Origin of the sequence: Paenibacillus oryzae (assembly GCF_001675045.1) — a bacterium.
GTDB lineage: Bacteria > Bacillota > Bacilli > Paenibacillales > Paenibacillaceae > Pristimantibacillus > Pristimantibacillus oryzae.
Genome location: NZ_LYPA01000021.1, coordinates 1 through 18,037, shown reverse-complemented (window position 1 = coordinate 18,037; position 18,037 = coordinate 1). Strand labels below are relative to the sequence as shown.

11 protein-coding genes are annotated in these 18,037 nt (G+C 49.2%); 2 read left to right on the top strand and 9 right to left on the bottom strand.

Going from position 1 to position 18,037, the window contains the following annotated elements; all coding sequences use genetic code 11:
- Positions 1-98 precede the first annotated feature (98 nt).
- Positions 99-587: a pyridoxamine 5'-phosphate oxidase family protein gene (locus tag A7K91_RS00690; protein WP_068678664.1), complete on the top strand. Its 489-nt coding sequence runs from the start codon at positions 99-101 to the stop codon at positions 585-587.
- A 123-nt stretch (positions 588-710) separates the two neighbouring features.
- Here the strand turns inward: A7K91_RS00690 and A7K91_RS00685 are convergent, their stop codons facing one another.
- A complete protein-coding gene (locus A7K91_RS00685; protein WP_068678662.1) occupies positions 711-5,594 on the bottom strand; it encodes an S-layer homology domain-containing protein in 4,884 nt (1,627 codons plus the stop codon).
- Positions 5,595-5,895: 301 nt separating this feature from the next.
- On the opposite strand from A7K91_RS00685, the gene A7K91_RS00680 reads away from it, so the two are divergent.
- Complete coding sequence (locus A7K91_RS00680) at positions 5,896-6,996, top strand: nucleoside-triphosphatase (protein ID WP_068678660.1); 1,101 nt, start codon at positions 5,896-5,898, stop codon at positions 6,994-6,996.
- Between the two features lie 142 nt (positions 6,997-7,138).
- Here the strand turns inward: A7K91_RS00680 and trpB are convergent, their stop codons facing one another.
- The 8 genes from trpB to A7K91_RS00640 form a co-directional block, all read right to left on the bottom strand.
- Positions 7,139-8,299 (bottom strand): tryptophan synthase subunit beta, encoded by a 1,161-nt coding sequence (gene trpB / locus A7K91_RS00675; protein ID WP_068678658.1) that lies wholly within the window; start codon positions 8,297-8,299, stop codon positions 7,139-7,141.
- A gap of 110 nt (positions 8,300-8,409) precedes the next feature.
- Positions 8,410-9,756 carry a sodium-dependent transporter gene (locus tag A7K91_RS00670; RefSeq protein ID WP_068678656.1) on the bottom strand — a complete coding sequence of 449 codons (1,347 nt, stop codon included), beginning with the start codon at positions 9,754-9,756 and terminating at the stop codon, positions 8,410-8,412.
- Positions 9,757-9,916: 160 nt separating this feature from the next.
- Positions 9,917-10,870 (bottom strand): alpha/beta fold hydrolase, encoded by a 954-nt coding sequence (locus tag A7K91_RS00665; RefSeq protein ID WP_156739216.1) that lies wholly within the window; start codon positions 10,868-10,870, stop codon positions 9,917-9,919.
- 62 nt (positions 10,871-10,932) lie between these two features.
- Positions 10,933-11,289: a nucleotide excision repair endonuclease gene (locus A7K91_RS00660; RefSeq protein ID WP_068678654.1), complete on the bottom strand. Its 357-nt coding sequence runs from the start codon at positions 11,287-11,289 to the stop codon at positions 10,933-10,935.
- Between the two features lie 132 nt (positions 11,290-11,421).
- A complete protein-coding gene (locus tag A7K91_RS00655; protein WP_068678652.1) occupies positions 11,422-13,377 on the bottom strand; it encodes an elongation factor G in 1,956 nt (651 codons plus the stop codon).
- A gap of 92 nt (positions 13,378-13,469) precedes the next feature.
- A complete protein-coding gene (locus tag A7K91_RS00650; RefSeq protein ID WP_068678650.1) occupies positions 13,470-14,345 on the bottom strand; it encodes an AraC family transcriptional regulator in 876 nt (291 codons plus the stop codon).
- Between the two features lie 178 nt (positions 14,346-14,523).
- On the bottom strand, positions 14,524-16,623 hold the full coding sequence (locus A7K91_RS00645) for a serine hydrolase domain-containing protein (protein ID WP_068678648.1): 2,100 nt from the start codon (positions 16,621-16,623) through the stop codon (positions 14,524-14,526).
- Positions 16,624-16,839: 216 nt separating this feature from the next.
- Positions 16,840-17,934: a DUF3626 domain-containing protein gene (locus A7K91_RS00640; RefSeq protein WP_068678646.1), complete on the bottom strand. Its 1,095-nt coding sequence runs from the start codon at positions 17,932-17,934 to the stop codon at positions 16,840-16,842.
- Positions 17,935-18,037 lie beyond the last annotated feature (103 nt).

Here is an 18,037-nt window from a genome sequence, read left to right as displayed (position 1 = left end):
GCAAGCGACAGAAGCCGCAAAAGTTTATTGGTTTGAATGGACAATGGACAGCTAGCGCAGACTAAATAAAAATTTATTGTTGAAAGGTGACTTCATGTATGAATACAACCTCCGATAACCACGAAGCGATTGAAAAGGTCCGGTCTCTGATTAAAGGCATCGAAACGGCCATGCTGACAACCGTATCGCCTGAAGGGCTGGTGTCAAGGCCAATGAAAACCCAGGAGGTTGAGTTTGACGGCGACCTGTGGTTTCTAACCAAAAAAGACACAGGCAAGTTCCACGAGCTGCTCCATAACAAGCAAGTGAATGTCGCTTATGCCGGGAAATCCTATGTCTCTATTCGCGGCGTGGCCGAACTGGTGAATGACAAAGAAAAGCTGAAGCAATTCTGGAGCCCGGCGTATGAAAAATTGCTGCAAACCTCGATTGACGACCCTAACCTCGTCCTGATTAAGGTAAAAGCCGAAACCGCTGAATATTGGGATTCCGGCAACGCCTTTAAGATGATGAAGTTTCTGTTTAACCGAATGATTGGCAAAGATACAGAAGGCACACATGTAAACGAGATGGTGGAGCTAAAGTAACCGAAACCATTTATTTATTTCGGCAGCCATCCTCCGATCTCCTGTCACAAAAAAACCTCGAAACCCTTAGTGCTTAGGGCTTCGAGGTTTTGCTTGTTTGCTTTTAGTTTTTCTTGCTTGCTTTTAGTTCTGATACAACAGCTCTTTGCCGTCTGGCAGATAAGTATAATCATGGTCTTGCGAAGCCTCTTCGATATGCTCGGAAGCCCAGTGGCTGCCGCTATCCGGCCATGTCGGTGCAGGCACGCCCGTAAGCGGGCCTCTGCCAAGCAGGCGGTTCATAATCGTTACGGCTTGCGCGCGCGTTACGTATTTATTGAGTTCAAATGTTCCGTCTTCAAAACCGATCATGACGCCCGCTTCGCTTACTGCCGCGATAGCGGCGGCAGCCCAATGGCTGTTCGAAACATCCCCAAACGGGCTCTGGATTTCGGCTTCCAGATCAGCATTCAGCCATCTTGCCGCAACCATAGCCATCTCGGCTCTCGTAATACGGTCGCCCGGGCGGAAGTTCCCGTTGCTGTCGCCGATCAGCAATCCTGCATCCTTAAGCTGCTCGATAGATGAAGCTGCCCAATGTCCTTGAGGAACATCCGGGTACAGCTCCTGATATGGAACACTCTCCGCCAGATTTTTGTTGCGGGCCAATATAGCAGACATTTCCGCTCTTGTTACCGTTTTATCCGGACGGAAGGTGCCATCTGGAAAACCTTTAATATACGCAATGTGATGCGCCGGGTTAGATACCTTCAAATCCGTGAAGGCTGTTAAATCGCCAGTCGCAGAGCCGCTGCCCGGGTTATACGAAATAATCGCCTCATACCCGGAAGGAATGGAATCCTTCAGCGTGATGGTAACCTGATCGCCAGAAATACTGATTTCTTTAATTTCTACCGTTTGATTGCCAACTTTTACAGTAAAACCGGATTTGTCCACACCTTTGCTGCCGCTCGCAAGATCAAGCGTAATTATGCCTTTGTCAGCATCCACTGACGCCTTTTTCACTTGATCAACGCCTTGCGGCTTCGTTTCAGTTGATGGGGCAGCCGGTGCAATCACGATTGGTCCAAAAACCGGGCGATTTTTCAGTTGAACGATAGTGAATACACTAAACTTGTTTATTTCAATTTCAAGACCGATTGGAGTGTCTCCGTTATAAATGACCGTTCCGGTCTTCACTACTTTTTCGCCATCGCTATGCTCAACGAATACACGCAGTGAAGTCAAAAAGTCACTGACATTTTCTGCTGGAAGCGTAATTCCGTTTTTCGCAAACGGCAGGAACAGCTTTGTTGCATAATCGCGATAATTTGTTTCTATTTCCAGCGAGGAGCCCAATACGACAATATCTCTGTTTCCAGCCGCTGTTTTGACAACCTGTTCATTGGTGATATCCGTGCTTATTTGAGCCTGCTGATTTGTATCCTTGACGGGAATTAACCGGAAAAACAAATCCAGATAGTTGTTCGCCATTTGCTCCAATACATTAGCTGCAATGGATACCGTTGCATATTCCGTGCGCACATCCAGCGTATTGCCGTTGCCGCTGAGCAGGTCCACCGACTGCCTTGGCACTTCAACTGCAATTTCGCCCGGCTCGTCGCCAGCAATCTCATCTACAAAAATGGTCGAAACGCCATTTCTTGTTCTGGCATCATTAACAAAACGAGCCGCCGCTGCCGCATCCAAAATAGCCTTGTCGATTTTTACGCCATTGGATATCGAAATACGGTCGATCGGGGTATTTTCTTGGACTTCCTCGCTAGAGCCGCCAACTACTTTAACCGTCCGGTAATTGGTTACGGTTGATTTCGTGACATTGTCCGCTTTGACAATCAGCAGGAAGGTTTTAGTTTTTGTTACGCCGTTTTTGGAAATGGACGCCGTCAGAATGACGCTTTCGTCCTTGTTGCGGCGATGAACCTTTGTTTCAATCGTGTTATCTTCAGGCGAAACAATTTCGATGGAAGCAGGCTTGCTGGAGGTCCATTGTATTTGTGTATTGTTTGCTCCCGCCGAAACGATAAATACAGGATGCGTTACGCTTTCCCAAGTATCCTCTTCATGATAGCCGATTTGCAGTTTTTTCAAGGCATCGTCAATCGCTTCCTCCGACGTAAACGCAGCCTCAACCGATAATGGCTTGCTCTCGAACTTGTTTCTTTCGATAATGGTTACCGTCATTTTGGTGCCGGGCTGCAGATCAAGCTCGCTTATGACTACAGGTCCCTTTTCCGATCCAGGGTTTGTACCTTTTTTCCACTCTTCTCCGTTTTCATCATAAATGATAACCGTTGCACCCTCAGGCACTTCCTCAACCGTAACCGTGCCTTTCGATATGCTGACCAGCACATCGTTTGGAGCAGGCGTATCGCTGTCCAGCTTGGCCTGACTTGGAACCGGCTGGCTTTCCAGACTGTCCGGCATCGTAAACGTTACATTGACGATATCGTTTTCCTGAAGCACATGCGGCTCAGTGATTGTGACCACGACTTCCCCAACGGTGGAGTCGGTGTTTGTTGCCGTTCCGATCAGCTCTCCGTTTTCGTTGTATACATTTACCGTAGTGCCTGGCGGTACGACTTTAACTGTAACCTTGTTGTCTGTCGCATTTGCGGCGATTTTATCCTGATCAGGCGTATCGCTTACCAGCTCGGCTTCGGTGATGGTCCGCTTGCTTTCTATTTTTCCCTCTTCCTTGGTGGATATCTTCACTTTGTCGCCCTTATTGAGTGTAACAGGCTCCTGAATATCAACCACTATGTCCTCTTCCGACGAACCGTTATTGGTTGCCGTTCCGATCAGGACATCATTTTCGTTATAGACGTTAACCGTGGTTCCCGGTGGAATCCGTTTGACGGTAACCGTATTGTCCGTTGCATTTGCGAAAACATCGTTTGCGGCAGGCTTCTCGCTCTCCAGCATAACCGGGCTTGGAACCCTGGAGCTTTCCAGACCCTTCGGCAGCGTAAACGTTACGTTGACGATATCGTTTTCCTGAAGCACATGCGGCGCTGTAATGTTGACTACAACATCCTCATCCGTTGATCCATTATTCGTTGCCGTTCCGATCAATTCGCCGTTATTGTCATAAACGTTAACCGTAGTGCCTGGCGGCACATCTTTAACGGTAACCTTGTTATCCGTTGCATTTGCGGTGATCTTGTCAGGAGCAGGAGACTCGCTTACCAGCTTGGCAACGCTTGGCACCCGCTCGCTTTCCGTTTTTTGATCTTCCTCGATAGATACCTTTACGTTATCGTCTTCTTTGAGCACGGTTGGGGTATTAATGGTAATGACAATATCTTGTTCTGTCGGACCGCCATTCGTCCCCGTCCCAATAACCTCGTCGTTCTCGTCATACACGTTAACCGTTGTGCCTGGCGGAACCTTTTTAACAGTAACCGTATTGTCTGTTGCATTTGTAACAACACTGTCTTCTTCCGGCGCATCGCTGCGGTTTAATGGCGTTACCGGCACTTTAACGCTCGGGGCCTCTCCCGCTTTGGAATAACCCACTTTAATTTCGGCCGCTTCAGCCAGCTTTTCTTTTTGAGCGGTGGTAAGCACGATCCGGGCGGTTCCGTTAGAGTTTGGATTCGCCTTCGCGATAACCTCGTTATTTTCGTTGTATAGCGTTACCGTCACATCACTTGGCACATGGTCAGCTGTAACAACGCCTCTTTCCGTAACAGATACTACAATATCATCGTTCTCCGGTTTAACCGTCTGAATAACGGAAGCATTGCCAGAAGTGCCGCCGCCGCGCGTAATTACTTTAATGATGTTGTTTCCAGCCTGCAGATGACTGGATTCGTCAAACGTGTAGATCAGCTTGCCCGTGTTATCTGTAATAAACTCTCCATCTACCAATTGGTTGTTGATGTAAATATCAACTTCTTCATCGGGAAGATTAACGTTGGGATTATTCCCTTTTACTTTGATGTCAAGCCCCGTTACCGAACCGTCGCTTGAAGCATCCTTGTCAACCTTCACTGCGATTGGGCCTTGCTTGTAATTGCCGTTAGGGTCCAAACCGCCTTCAACATAGGAATTTTTAAAATACCAGCCCAAAATATCATGATGCGAGTTTGCCCCGCCTGTACTTGCGCCAAAGCCAACATAAACCTCTTTATCCATAAGAGACTTTCCTACATTGCGTGAAATGCTCCTGTTATTGGGGTTCGTCCTGTTAGCGCTAAGACCATAGGTTGTTTTAAGATTGCCGTCATCATCATAATCCACCCACACATGAATATAAGCATTGTTGTTGGCATAGTCATAAAGACGGAAATTGGCGCCCTGCAAATTATCCACAACGTCGCCGCTGCCTTGAGCATGAGTATTTACTCCATTCACAACAATGGCGACATGGTCGGCAGTAGGGCCGGTGGGATTAGTTACTGGATGATATTTATTGGTTCTGCTAAAAGCAGAATTGGGATCATAATAATAGCCCTGATCCATTGGTCCTTCATTCTTCCACGTATCAAACTCCACCCCTATGGAATTAGGAATGCCGTTAAAACCAACTCCCTCGCCGATTCCGCCGATCAGAGGCTGCGGGTTATCTTGAATAATAAAGGTCAAGCCATCCGCTGGACCAGGAAAGCTCGTATTATCAAGCGAGGTGCTTCCATTCAAATGCATAACAAAATAAGTACTGAAGCCTCCGTCCAGCTTGATTTTATTCGTTCGAACGACAATGCCGCTAGAACCGTTTGTTACGGGAACAACCCTTAGCCGGCCATTCGCTGTTGTTGCGGCATTCGTTCGCCCCACTGAATTCGCCGGAAAAAGAAGGCCTCTGGTGCCGTCGGCGGATACATTTGCTTCATTGCCCAGATGATTAAACTGATTCACGCCTACATAAATGGGCAAAACCTCCGGCTCAGTACTGGCCTTTGCGGGCGAAAGAGGCGCAGCCGTCCATACCAGCAAAATGGCCAGAATGAACATCCCTAATTTTCTAAAAACCGGTGATGCATGTTCCTGTCTTGAATACATTGCAAATCCTCCTTAAATGATGTCAACTGCCTTTGCATATGTCCTTCCAGATTGTACTATATCGTTCTATACATCCTCTAAACATATTGAATTCGGATGTGTAGCGGTTAGGTAAAATAAGGGTTGTTCTCTATTCCTTTCACCATTGTTTTGAAAATTGTCATTGCTTTTGGGAACCGATAAACCTCATTTTGAATATAAAAACAAATAGGCATTTATCCCATTTTTGCTTATTCCAGCAGGTTGGGTTAACCGTTTCCTTGCGTTCATGTGGAATAAGCACGAAGGAGTGTTCAGCTTGATGGAAATTGCAACTCACTATTTTGCCCGGGGAAATACAGCTCGCGGAGCTCATTTTTTGTACCCATCGGCATTCCAAGGCTTGGAAAAGCTTTTTGTCCTTACAGGGCCGCCAGGCACCGGGAAATCTACTGTACTGCGCAAGCTGGCCGATGGCTTGGTTTCCTTGGATCATGCCGTCCAATTTTTTCATTCCCCGCTTCGGCCGGAGGAGCTTGACGGCATTATTTGCCCCCATTTAAAAATCGGCGTTATTGACGGGGACGCCTGCGGAGACCTGGATGCTATTCCTTCCATACAAACGATAATTCCTTATGCCTTTGAGAACGCAATCAATAGCGACCAGCTAACTGCCGGCGATCGCACCGAAATGGAAGAGCTGGGCGTCAGACTGGAGAGCGCTTACAATAGCGCTTACGAAGCCTTTAACACGGCGTTGAGGATTCATGACGAATGGGAGGCCTTCTATATTGAAGCGATGGACTTCGGGAAAGCGGATGAAATTGCGGAGGAATGGAAGGATAGTTTATTCGGCAAGCTGAAGGATGAACCGCCAGTGAGCGGCCGCCGCCTGTTCTTCGGCGCCGCGACGCCAAAAGGGGCCTTCGACTTTATTCAAAGCTTGACCGCTCCGCTGGAGAGGCGAATTTTCATTAAGGGGAGACCTGGCTCCGGCAAATCAACCTTGCTCAAAAAGCTGGCCGCCGCCGCTGAAGAAAAAGGCGTCGAGGTGCAGATTTTTCATTGCGGCTTTGATCCGAACAGCCTGGATATGCTAATTTTCCCCACGTTAAGCACAGCGATCTTTGATAGCACCGCGCCGCATGAATACTTTCCCAATCGAATAGGAGATGAAGTATTGGATATGTATGTCCGCACCATGAAGCCGGGCATAGATGAGGCCTACGCTGCAGAGCTGGCCGACATAAAGACACGTTACTCCGCCAAAATGAAACAGGCCACCTCCTTCCTTGCAGAAGCAGAGGCTCTAGATAGCCGAATTAAAGCATTGTATACCGCCGCAACGGATTTTTCGAAGGTGGAGGCGTTGTTGAAGGAGCTGGAATCGGAGCTGACGGCCGCTGCTAAGACGGGCGGTTAACCAGAGAATGGCAGGCTTAAGAGAGCAGCCCGACATCAATCTGCAAAAGCATTGAAAAAAGCTGGAGCGAACGTCCAAAACGTTCTCTCCAGCTCCATTATTTATCATTCAAACGCTTAGGTGTAAACAGCAGAATACTGCTTTATTTGAGCATGCCATATACCTGTTCAACATCCTTGTCGCCACGGCCGGACAGGTTAACAATGAGAATGTGATCACGGCTCAATTCCGCCGCAAGCTTCTTCGCATAAGCGATAGCGTGCGCGCTCTCCAGCGCGGGGATAATTCCTTCCGTGCGGGAAAGCTCCTGAAAAGCTGCCAGAACCTCCTCATTGGTCACGGTAGCGTATTCGGCGCGGCCAGTCACCTTGAGATAGCTATGCTCCGGCCCAATGCCGGGATAATCAAGTCCTGCCGCGATGGAATAGGTCTTCTGCGGCTCGCCCTCTTCATCCAGCAGCACCAGACATTTAAAGCCGTGAATAATCCCCGGCACGCCTTGAGTTAAAGTTGGCGCTTTATCGGGCTCCACGCCGATCAAACGAACGCCCGGCTCGTCGATATAATGCGCAAAAGCGCCAATCGCATTGCTGCCGCCGCCCGCGCAAGCAATGACGGCATCCGGCAAGCGGCCTTCCTTCTCCAGAATTTGCCGTTTGGACTCTTCGCTGATGACAGCCTGGAAATGCTTGACCATCGTCGGGAACGGATGCGGGCCAACTGCAGAGCCCAGCAGGTAGAAGGTGTCTTTATAGTTGCGAACCAGATCCCCTAATGCTTCATCCACCGCATCCTTCAACCGCCCTTGCCCTTTATCGACGGGAACAACGGTCGCCCCGAGAAGCTCCATACGGAACACGTTAAGAGCCTGGCGGCGCGTATCCTCCGCCCCCATATAAATGACGCAATCCATATTAAACATCGCGCAGGCCGTGGCTGTTGCAACACCGTGTTGACCAGCCCCGGTCTCCGCAATAATCCGTTTGGCTCCCATCCGTTTGGCGAGCAAGATTTGGCCAATGGCGTTATTAATTTTATGAGCGCCGGTATGATTCAAATCTTCGCGTTTTAAATAGATTTTGGGACCGCCCCATGCCTCCGACAAACGTTCTGCATACGTTAGCGGACTCATACGGCCTACATAATCGCGCAGATAATAGCTTAGCTCTTCCTTAAATTCCGGTTCGTCCCGAAATTTGTAAAACTGCTCGCTCAAGTAGTTTAGCACTTCCTGTAGCTCGGGGGGGACAAAGCTTCCTCCGAATTCGCCAAAGTACCCTTCCTGCTCCAACCGTTGGTCCATACGTAAGCGCCTCCATCAACTAAAATGGTACTATCACCCATTATTGTATCACGTAAACGCGTTAAAGAGGAGCATCGGCGGGATGCTCCTTCAAATTTGATTTATTCTACTTAAAACCGGATGACGCCCGAGGTGTAGAGAAGCACCAAAACCATGAGCACCGGCGCAATAAAACGCAGAGTGAACAGCCATAAGCGCAGCCAAAGCATGGTTAAACCAGCGGCCTCTGCTGCCTTTTTCCAATAATAGCCCGTAAAGATCGCGATTAGAATGCCGCTTAGAGGCAGCAAAATATTAGAGGTCAAAAAGTCCATCCAGTCGAAAAAGGTTTTGCCCCCAAAGGCAAATTCAGGACGAAGCCCGAGCGACATGGAAAGAGGAACACCAAGCGCAAAGCTGCTTGAAGCTATGATCCAGACTGCTTTTTTGCGGCTCCAGCCCCATTGCTCTTTGGCAAAAGCAATCGGCACCTCCATAATCGAAACGGAGGACGTAAGGGCCGCAATTGCCAGCAGCAAGAAAAAGAAGCCTCCGAACAGCCAGCCCAGAGGCATGGACGAAAATGCCGCAGGCAGCGCGATAAAGACCAGCGACGGTCCCTCGTCGGGCGATATGCCAAAGGAAAAGGTCGTCGGGAAAATGATAAGGCCCGCAACAAGCGCATACAGCAAATCTCCAGCGCCTATAGCTGCTGTTGCCGTGCCCAGCGACTGCCGCTGGTCAACGTAAGCGCCATAGGTCAACATGATTCCCATCCCTAGAGACAGGGAGAAAAAGGCATGTCCAAGCGCAACAAGCGCGGATTCCGGCGTTAGCTGCGTAAAGTCAGGCTTCAGGAAAAAGCTCAAGCCTTCCTCCGCGCCTGGAAGCGTAACGGCGCGAATCATTAAAAGCACAAGCAAAATCACCATGGCCGGGATCAGAACTTTATTATATTTTTCGATGCCGCCTTTAACGCCTTTAACAACAATTAAACCTACCAGCACCATGGCGACAGCCTGCCAGACAAGCGGCATATAGCCTGACGTATACTGGCTGAATTGCGCTACGAAATCGCCGTTTTGAAACAAACGTCCGCTAAAGGCCTGGACCGTATAATGCAACGTCCAGCCAACAACGATAACGTAAAAGGAAAGGATTAAAAACGGCACAAGCACCTGGAGCAATCCCGCCGCCTTCCAGGTTCGTCCCGCTCCCAGCTTCATAAACGAATGAGCCGCGCTTGCCCGGCTGCCCCGGCCAATTGCCAATTCCGCAAGCAGGATCGGAAATCCAACCAGCAGCAGACAAACCGTAAACAGCAAGAAAAATGCGGCTCCCCCGTATTGTCCCGTAATATACGGGAACTTCCATATATTACCCAGCCCTGCCGAGCTTCCAATGGCCGATATAATAAAGCCGGCTTTTGTAAATCGATCCTCCGATGCTCCTGATGATACGTGTTTTTTGTTTCCCATTAGCTACACTCCTGTTCAGCACCCATTTAAGCATTTATCTCCCTGCAGTACACAAAAGATGCTTTATTATTGTAAATGCATAAACGATTGTATTCACCATACAATTTATGCCTATCCCTTGCAGTGAGCAGGCTCACTTATTGGGGACTCACCAGGAGCGCTAATGAGAAAGCATCTCTACTATTTTACTAATAACCGTCTTCTGGTTTGACCAATGGATATAGTGGCTGGAACGCGGCAATGTCTCCTGGCGGCTTTCATCCGACCAATTCAGAAGCTGTTTCTGTACACCCTCCCAGCTGCCGCCGCTGTCCGATGACAGAATGAGAAGCGGTATCCCCTTTAAATAACCGCCTTCCATGACAGCCTGCGCATTTTCGTTGATATGCTTAAGCACACTGATATTGCTGGAGCTGCCGATGTGGCTATAATACATGGCAACGTCTACTCCCTTCACCTCTTCCGGAAGCCCCTTGTAACGTATGTTCTCTCCATAAAAAGGAAGTAAAATGCCGGCTGCGCCCAAAGCTCTGGCAAATCCGGTCACCCTCATCCCCGCAAAAAAACGATTTAGCGCATATGCCTTCCACTCGGATTCTTTAGCATAAAATTCTGGACTTCCGCCATCCAACAATACGATGCCCTTCACTTCATCAGGGTATTGCTGGGCGAATGAAAGAGCTTCTAGAGAAGCAAGGGAATGAGCCACCAACAAATACGGCGCTTGCTCTCCCGCTGTTTGCAGCAGCTCATGCAGTTCGTTGCTTACTGTATGGAAGTCTCTGGGGATGCTTGTTGTTTCACTCCACCCAAACCCTGCATGGTCAAAAGTAACCGTCCTTGCGTATGGCTGCAATTCATTCATCAACGCATAAAAATCGGTATACGCGTTTGGCGTTCCAGATCCCGTAATAAAAACGACCGTGCCTTCACCTTCACCGGCCCCGTATAGATGCATGTTATGCCCGTTTACGAGGTAAGTCTGTCCTTCCGGCAAATAGGTGCGAAGCTCCATTTTTATCATGACCGCTTGCCAAATACCGCCCGCAACACATAGAAGACTGACGATAGCTAGAAGCTTGAGCCATCTGCTTCGTTTTCTTTTTGGGGTCATAGCAAAAGAGCCTCTGTTAAGAGGCTCCATCCGTCTTACACTGTTGTCGTCAATACCGGGCGTCACTTGTACAACACCTTGTCGACATTGTATTTGGCCTTATGCTCGTTAATAATAAACGTTTCGTAGATTTCCCGATGCACAGGGTCGTTGACGATGCATACTTCAATTTTGACAACCTCGTCCCGGTGGTTTTTCATAACGGATACGGTGTCCTCAAAATGCTTTTTGATCCGGGGTCTCAGCTTGCGCGCTTTGCCGACAAACAAAAGCTCGTCCCGGTCATTGTAAAACATAAAGATGCCGCCCTCTTCTCGCGTAATGAGGTGGAAATCCGTAAATCCGTTAATATGGCTGAGCTTGGGCTCCTCCTGCTTGTATATCGTCACATCCGGCTTCGGAACGGTTATAAGTATCATTTTGGCATATTCTCCTTTTTAAACACGTGTACGACTGAGTCGCCTTATTATAGCAGTCCGTATTGGAAGCAAACAAGCGAGAATGTGTATGCAAACCCTGATCGTACCCTTCATTGCCTGTTAGTAAACGGGCTAGAGCAAATGCATCTTGGCCTCCGCCTCTTCCCATGGCACCGAATAACCCGCTCCTTTGGCGCAAAAAATAGAGGACGAGGTATAAAGGGGATCACTATCCTTCCGATAACCAATCATCGCGATAACCTCCTCCGCATTATGGCACAGGTCGTAGCCGCCAAACCAACAGCGGATGCTGCCTCGTCCATGCGTAAAGGACGCAAATTCGGCGCTGTAATTCATAAAGGTCGATACAGGCGCCCTTCCTTGAATGATCGACTGATTACCCTCCGTTACCGGAGGCTGGAATGTGCCGGAAGCCCGTTGAATATCGGAGAGCACCTTCCCCATGTCGTCCAGGCTCACTTTAATTTTAAAATCGTAAAAGGGCTCCAGCAGCAGGTTGTCCGCCTTCTCCAAGCCCTGCCGCAGCGCGCGAAAGGCAGCTTCGCGAAAATCGCCGCCATGCGTATGCTCCTTGTGCGCAGCGCCCCTCAGCAGCGTAATTTTCAAATCAGTGACTGGCATTCCCGTCAACAAGCCGTGATGCTCCCGCTCGTAGAGATGCGTCCGAACCAGGTTTTGGTAGCTGACGTTTAACCCGTCCGGATGGCATTTGCTCTCGAACTGAAGCCCCGACCCCCGTTCTCCGGGCTCCATAAGCAAATGGACTTCTGCATAATGTCTAAGCGGCTCAAAATGTCCGTAACCCGTCACAGCCGACTTAATCGTTTCCTTGTACAGGATTTGCGGCTGGCCAAATGTGATGGTGAAGCCAAAACGCTCCTTGACGAGCTGCTCCTGCACCTCCAGCTGAATCAATCCCATGACGCGGATATGAATCTCCTGCAGGCTTTCGTTCCAAACCACGTTCAACGAAGGATCTTCCGCGTTCAGAATGCGAAAGGCGCCCAGCACCTTCTGTACATGGATGGAATCATCGAATTCCACCCTTGATTGCAAGGTCGGCTCCGAGTCATACGCCAGCCTGTCTTTTAGAAGCCCCAGACCTTGGCCCGCCTCTGCCGAGGACAAACCCGTTACGGCAAAAAGATCGCCCGCCTTCACCTGCTCCACCGACTGCGATTTAAGACCGTTGATTAAAGATATCCGCGTAATTTTTTCGTCGTATTCCAGCCCGCCGCTTTCATATTGGAGCTGTTCCCTCACCCTCAAACTGCCGCTCAGCGCTTTAATGTAGGTAAGCCGCACTCCATTGGCGTCATGCCGGATTTTATAAACCCGCCCGCTGAATGGCGCTGCTTCGTCATAGGAGGTTGTTGTCAGCAGATCTATCTGGTCCAGAAACGCCACTATACCTGAGTCCTGAAGCGCGGAGCCGGAAGCGCATGGAAAAATGAGACCTTTTGCCACGAGCTGTTGCATGGTGTTCTGCCAGAAGGATGGGTCAGCTTTCCCCTCCAGAAAGGCTTCCAGCGCCAGCTCGTCGCGCTCGGCCATGAGCTCCCGCAGCGGCTCGTCTACGATCCCGCCCTCAAAACCGGTCGTAATCGGGAATACGTCCGCCGTGAGCTGCTGCCTGATTTCCTCCTCGACCCTCTGGATATCCGCGCCAGCCCGGTCAGTTTTGTTTATAAAAATAAACGTCGGAAGCCCATGCTTGCGCAGCAGCCCCCAGACGGTTTCGGTATGTCCTTGAACGCCCTCAACCGCACTCACAATAACGATCGCATAGTCGATAACGCCAATAGCCCGCTCCATCTCCGGGGAAAAATCGACGTGCCCTGGCGTGTCGATCAAATAATAAAGACTTCCTCTATAATCCATAATCGCCTGATCGGCGAACACCGTTATGCCTCTTGCCCGCTCGATGCCATGACTGTCCAGAAATGCATCCTGATGATCCACCCGCCCCCGCGACCGTATGCTGTTCGTATGGTACAGCAGTTGCTCCGCAAAGGTTGTTTTGCCTGCATCCACATGGGCGAATAGGCCAATCGTTAGTGTTTTCATGTGCATCCCGCCTTACAGCTTCATGTCTAGTCCCATCATTGTATCAAAATAAAAACAAAAAAAGCCATCCTGACGGACAGCTTCTCATTTCGTTAACGAACCTTTTTAACCGGTATCCAATATTCGACGGGTACCTCTTCCGTATAAATCTGCTTTTCTTCGCCAATCTTGATCTCCGGACCGATCTGAATTCGCGGACCTTCAGCCTGCTCATACCCAGAAGACGGAAAATATTCTCCGTAAATCTGTTTCCACTTTTCCGGCGCCCAAGGGACATGTACATCAATGACAAGCCAGGTAGAAGCAGGCACATTCAGCACATCAAATTTGTCAGGGCAGACCTTGGTGGATGCAACGGCCATGTAGTAGTCGTATTCATTGTTCTGGCTGTCGGCATCCCCTACATCGACATGAAGAATACCGAATGGCGCGACATCATTAAGAGCTTTTAATTCATTGTACGTTTCCTGGGTCGTACTTTTCCACACCTGTTCGACGCCGGGATGCTCTGCCATCTTGACGGGAGTCACCCGATTGGTTATCCCAATCACTTGAAAAGCTTCCTTGATTTCAATTCTGAACTTCATCGGTTCGCCACCTCCAATAGATAGAAGGAAGGTCATTGGAGGATATGCTTTGATGGATGGGTTAGACGTTCTCATCTCCGTTGGCGTCATGCCATGCTGGTTCTGGAAGGCGCGCGTAAACGCGTCCGGAGAATGATAGCCGTATTTGACGGCAATATCAATAACTTTAATCGTGCTATTCTGCAATTCAAAAGCAGCCAACGTCAAACGCCTGCGCCGTATATATTCGTGGAGCGAAATGTCCGCCAAAAAGGAAAACATTTTTTTGAAATGATAGAAGGTGCAGCAGGCGTGTTTGGCGATCTGGTCCTCATCAATATCATGTTCCAGATTGTGCTCGATATAATCCAGCGCCTTGTTCAAATGGTGTAGCATATTCATCTCCCTGACCTCCCTTCGATCTAAGAATAGCAGGAACGTTTTGCCTGTATCCGACCATTAGCGATCATTCTTTGCAGGCATTCTTCCATTTGCAAGAAAGAAATAGACTTATATTTTCTCCTGATTTAAACTAAGAATTAAGACCAAATCATTTTTATTTTTCTGCATGAGCGTTCATTCACTTACTTGGCTTCAGCATAATTTTGAATACATCGCCCGCCTCGCCGCCAAAAACGATCAGGCCGCTTTCCGGCAAAACAACGGTATGGCCGCCGTTGGCCGCTGAAATATGAACCGGCATCCCATTACCGTCGTAGACGGCAAATCCGCCAGACCTCGCGAAATCAGCCATCATGATCCGGCCGGCCGCTCCTTTGCCAATTTGGAACCAGCGCGCATGGCCCGACGCCGGGATAGTTGCAGTGGAAGCCCGGCCGTTGTAAATTGGCGTCACAGCCTCCTCAATAATAAAAGTTCTGCCCCCGGATTGTAAATATTCAATGCCATTCTCTTTAAAAAAAGCCAGGTCATAGGAATCGCGGCCCATCATGACAGGAATCTCCACGATATTTACCGCATGGCTGCTATCCTTGATGATAGTTCCGTTCGCATAACCGACCCCTTCGTCTAGTTGAACGGTTTTTATAAGAGATTGCGGCGTCAAATATTCCAGCGATTTGATTTTTTCGTCCACCGCATAATAGGTCTTACCGTTGCGCTCTTTCCAAACCTGCCTAACGGAATCACTCACTGTATGACTCTCCAGCTTCTGCCACATGTAAATATCGACAGGCACCTGTCCGATGCCCGGCGCTTCCAAAATACTTTGCACTCGAACATAGGTGTGACCGTTGCTTTGCTCATCAAAGCTGAGGACGGTGCGCCCATCTTCGCCTGTAAAGGCTCCATCGCCGGTGTAAACATAGGTTTGCTCCGGAATTAACCCGTAGATGTGGGGCAAGCTTATTTTCCCATCCATTAACGTAATGCTAAGCGTAGATCCTACTGTACCATATAAACCGGTGTAGACATTCAGGCTGTCAGGCATCTCTTTTTGAATTGGAGCCTCGAAGGTTTGATTCGGTTGAATGTCTGTTATTTCTCCCGTTTCCTTTAAATAAGCAAGCAAAATATTGGATGCTGCGGCCGTGTTGAACATAGAATTTCCGCCTGCTGTCAAAAGCGCAATGGAAACCCCCTGCTCTGGCAAAGCAATGTACGCCGCATGATATTGACTCGTATCTCCTCCTTTAGCTAACGCCTGAATGCCGTAGTGGTTAAAAGGAGGCAAGCTCACCGCATCCCATCCCAGGCCATAACTAAAAATATTGCTATCGCTGTCAACCCAGACCCCTCTCCGGTAATCCGGCTGCCGCATGGCGAGCGCCGATGCTTCCGACAGAAGGTCCGGCCTTCTTCCTGTCAGCACTTCCGAGAACAGAGTCACCTCTTCGGCAGTCGAATAGAGCCCTCCAGCGCCAATCATATTCATATTTTCAACCGGCAGCACTCCCTTAATCCCCGGTAATCGAACGGGATACATTTGACTGCGATCAAAAGCGTCAAGCGGCGTTTTTGTCGACGTCAGCTTAAGCGGCTCGCTAAAGCTTTTTGCTAAAAACCCGCTATAGTCCATTCCGCTTACCCGCTCCACCAAAATTTCCAGCAATTGAAACCCGTCGTTGGCATAAACGGAATATTCGCCCGGCTTCGACTTCAGTTGCTCCGAACGCAAATCATGCAGCAAGGCATCATTAATTTCCGAATCGTTATCCACAAATAATGTACTGTTTCTATAATGGGTACCGTACAGGCCAGCGGAATGATTCATGAGCATACGGGGCGTAATCTGCTTGTACCTTTCATCAGCCATTGTGAATTCGGTGATATAGTCAGTGAGCGGAGCATCAATATCCACCTTGCCCGCATCGGCCAGCATCATCGCGGCTGCGGTCACGTACATTTTGCTAATGGAGCCTATGCCAAACATGGCGTCTTTTCCAATCGGGGCCTTATTTCCCTCCTCGTCGATGCCAAGGCCTCCAGACAACACGATTTTCCCTTCGCTTCGCAACGCATACTGGACACCGCTTATGCCGTAGCCGTCGATAAGCGTCTCCGCCATCCGCTGCGCTTCCGCCGCTGCCAAGCTTTTTTGCGATTTATCACTCTCGGCCTGTGCCGCCGCACCTTGATTAGCCCCTATTCCCTCTGTCATCGGAGCCGCAAGCAATAATGCAGCCATAAAGGCCACTCCTGTTTTTCTCCATGTTTTCATTTGTCTCTCCCTCTCTATAGATTTCTATGGACTATCACTTCACCTACATCCATATCTTACAAAAAATAACTATATGGAGTAACAGTCTGTGGGCTGCCCAACATACTGGCCTTTAGGCGGAGAGGGCCTAAGTAGAGAGGTCAAAAAAGAAAAGGACCCCGAGATGCATTACGCATTAAACTCGGGAATTCCTGATGGTAGCAACATACATCACAACTATTGGGCAGGCTCCCCAAAACGAACCAGAACATGCCAGATATATTTTAACTCCTGAAGCATCTCACCTTGGCTTCCTCTGGTTTCCCAGCGATCCGGCTCTCGCATTAATTCCTGGACAGCTTCTCCGATCACTCGTGCATTTATCATTTGATTGCTGGCGATTCTTTGGGCAAGCGAAGGCATGGCCGGGCCTCTGTAGGTTGAAGGCACATCTGCCGCGTTCATTTGAAATCCCTGATGCCATGCCAGTTTAATGCCATATTTTGTGCATAGTTGCTCCAAAATGCTCCCGATCTCCATCCCCTTGAATGACGGATCTGCTACAAGAAACTCCACATCATCTTTAAGATGGATACTGCCATGAACCTGGGCTTCAATATAATGAAAAAGATTGCGGCTAGGCTCCCGTTCCAGCAAAAGCCTGTAGGGCTGCTCCAGATAGGTCAACAAATGATAAACCCATTTGCCCGGAGTGAGCTCTTTCATGCCAAGCGCGTAGTCGCGGGAAAATGTATCTTTTAGTATGGCGGCCATCATGTCGTCGAACTCTGCAAGCGTTCCTTTCTCGGGAGGAGCATCCTGTGACCCGCCATAGGTAAAGGTAGAGCGGCGGGACACCCCGGGATAAAGAAGAAAATAGCAGGACCCGAATGACGGAGCCGGGCCGTCAGGGTGAAATCCAAAATCCAAAGCGCCGTATTTGGGACGTTCGCTGTCCGACGATTCGCCCAGGTGATAGGCCCCTCCGAACATATCCTTTTCCCAAAGATCACGCACGCCGCCCGGATATGCAGTTAAGCTTCCATTTGAAATTCCGGTTTCAAATTGGCTTCGATAGCTGCCTTGCTCCAGTAATGCATGAGTCACTGTACGAAACCCCATTGCTGGACGATCTGGATGAAAATGCAGGGCTACTCTAGCATGTGAACGCAGCTTGGCATACGCCTCCTGAAAGGTTTGTTCCGCAATGTTGGACATTTTCAAGATTTGATCTATGACCTGCTGCGCTTCTATTTTTCGTTGTAAGGCGTATTCCCGAATGTGTCTGATTGCCTGTGCTTGTGATTTTGTTAGCCCATTATCGTGCTGCATGTTATGAGCCTCCTAAAGCATGTAATAGCCTCTCGGCATTCGCCAAGGCAGATGGGACAAGGGATTCCTTGAACCATCATTATTAGCATCCTCCTACTTATGT

Bases quoted from the DNA above. Each gene is read 5' to 3' on its own strand.
- A7K91_RS00650 (WP_068678650.1), bottom strand. From the start codon at position 14,345: ATGAATATGCTACACCATTTGAACAAGGCGCTGGATTATATCGAGCAC.
- trpB (WP_068678658.1), bottom strand. From the start codon at position 8,299: ATGGACCAACGGTTGGAGCAGGAAGGGTACTTTGGCGAATTCGGAGGA.
- A7K91_RS00660 (WP_068678654.1), bottom strand. From the start codon at position 11,289: ATGATACTTATAACCGTTCCGAAGCCGGATGTGACGATATACAAGCAG.
- A7K91_RS00640 (WP_068678646.1), bottom strand. From the start codon at position 17,934: ATGCAGCACGATAATGGGCTAACAAAATCACAAGCACAGGCAATCAGA.
- A7K91_RS00645 (WP_068678648.1), bottom strand. From the start codon at position 16,623: ATGAAAACATGGAGAAAAACAGGAGTGGCCTTTATGGCTGCATTATTG.
- A7K91_RS00685 (WP_068678662.1), bottom strand. From the start codon at position 5,594: ATGTATTCAAGACAGGAACATGCATCACCGGTTTTTAGAAAATTAGGG.
- A7K91_RS00655 (WP_068678652.1), bottom strand. From the start codon at position 13,377: ATGAAAACACTAACGATTGGCCTATTCGCCCATGTGGATGCAGGCAAA.
- A7K91_RS00680 (WP_068678660.1), top strand. From the start codon at position 5,896: ATGGAAATTGCAACTCACTATTTTGCCCGGGGAAATACAGCTCGCGGA.
- A7K91_RS00665 (WP_156739216.1), bottom strand. From the start codon at position 10,870: ATGACCCCAAAAAGAAAACGAAGCAGATGGCTCAAGCTTCTAGCTATC.
- A7K91_RS00670 (WP_068678656.1), bottom strand. From the start codon at position 9,756: ATGGGAAACAAAAAACACGTATCATCAGGAGCATCGGAGGATCGATTT.
- A7K91_RS00690 (WP_068678664.1), top strand. From the start codon at position 99: ATGAATACAACCTCCGATAACCACGAAGCGATTGAAAAGGTCCGGTCT.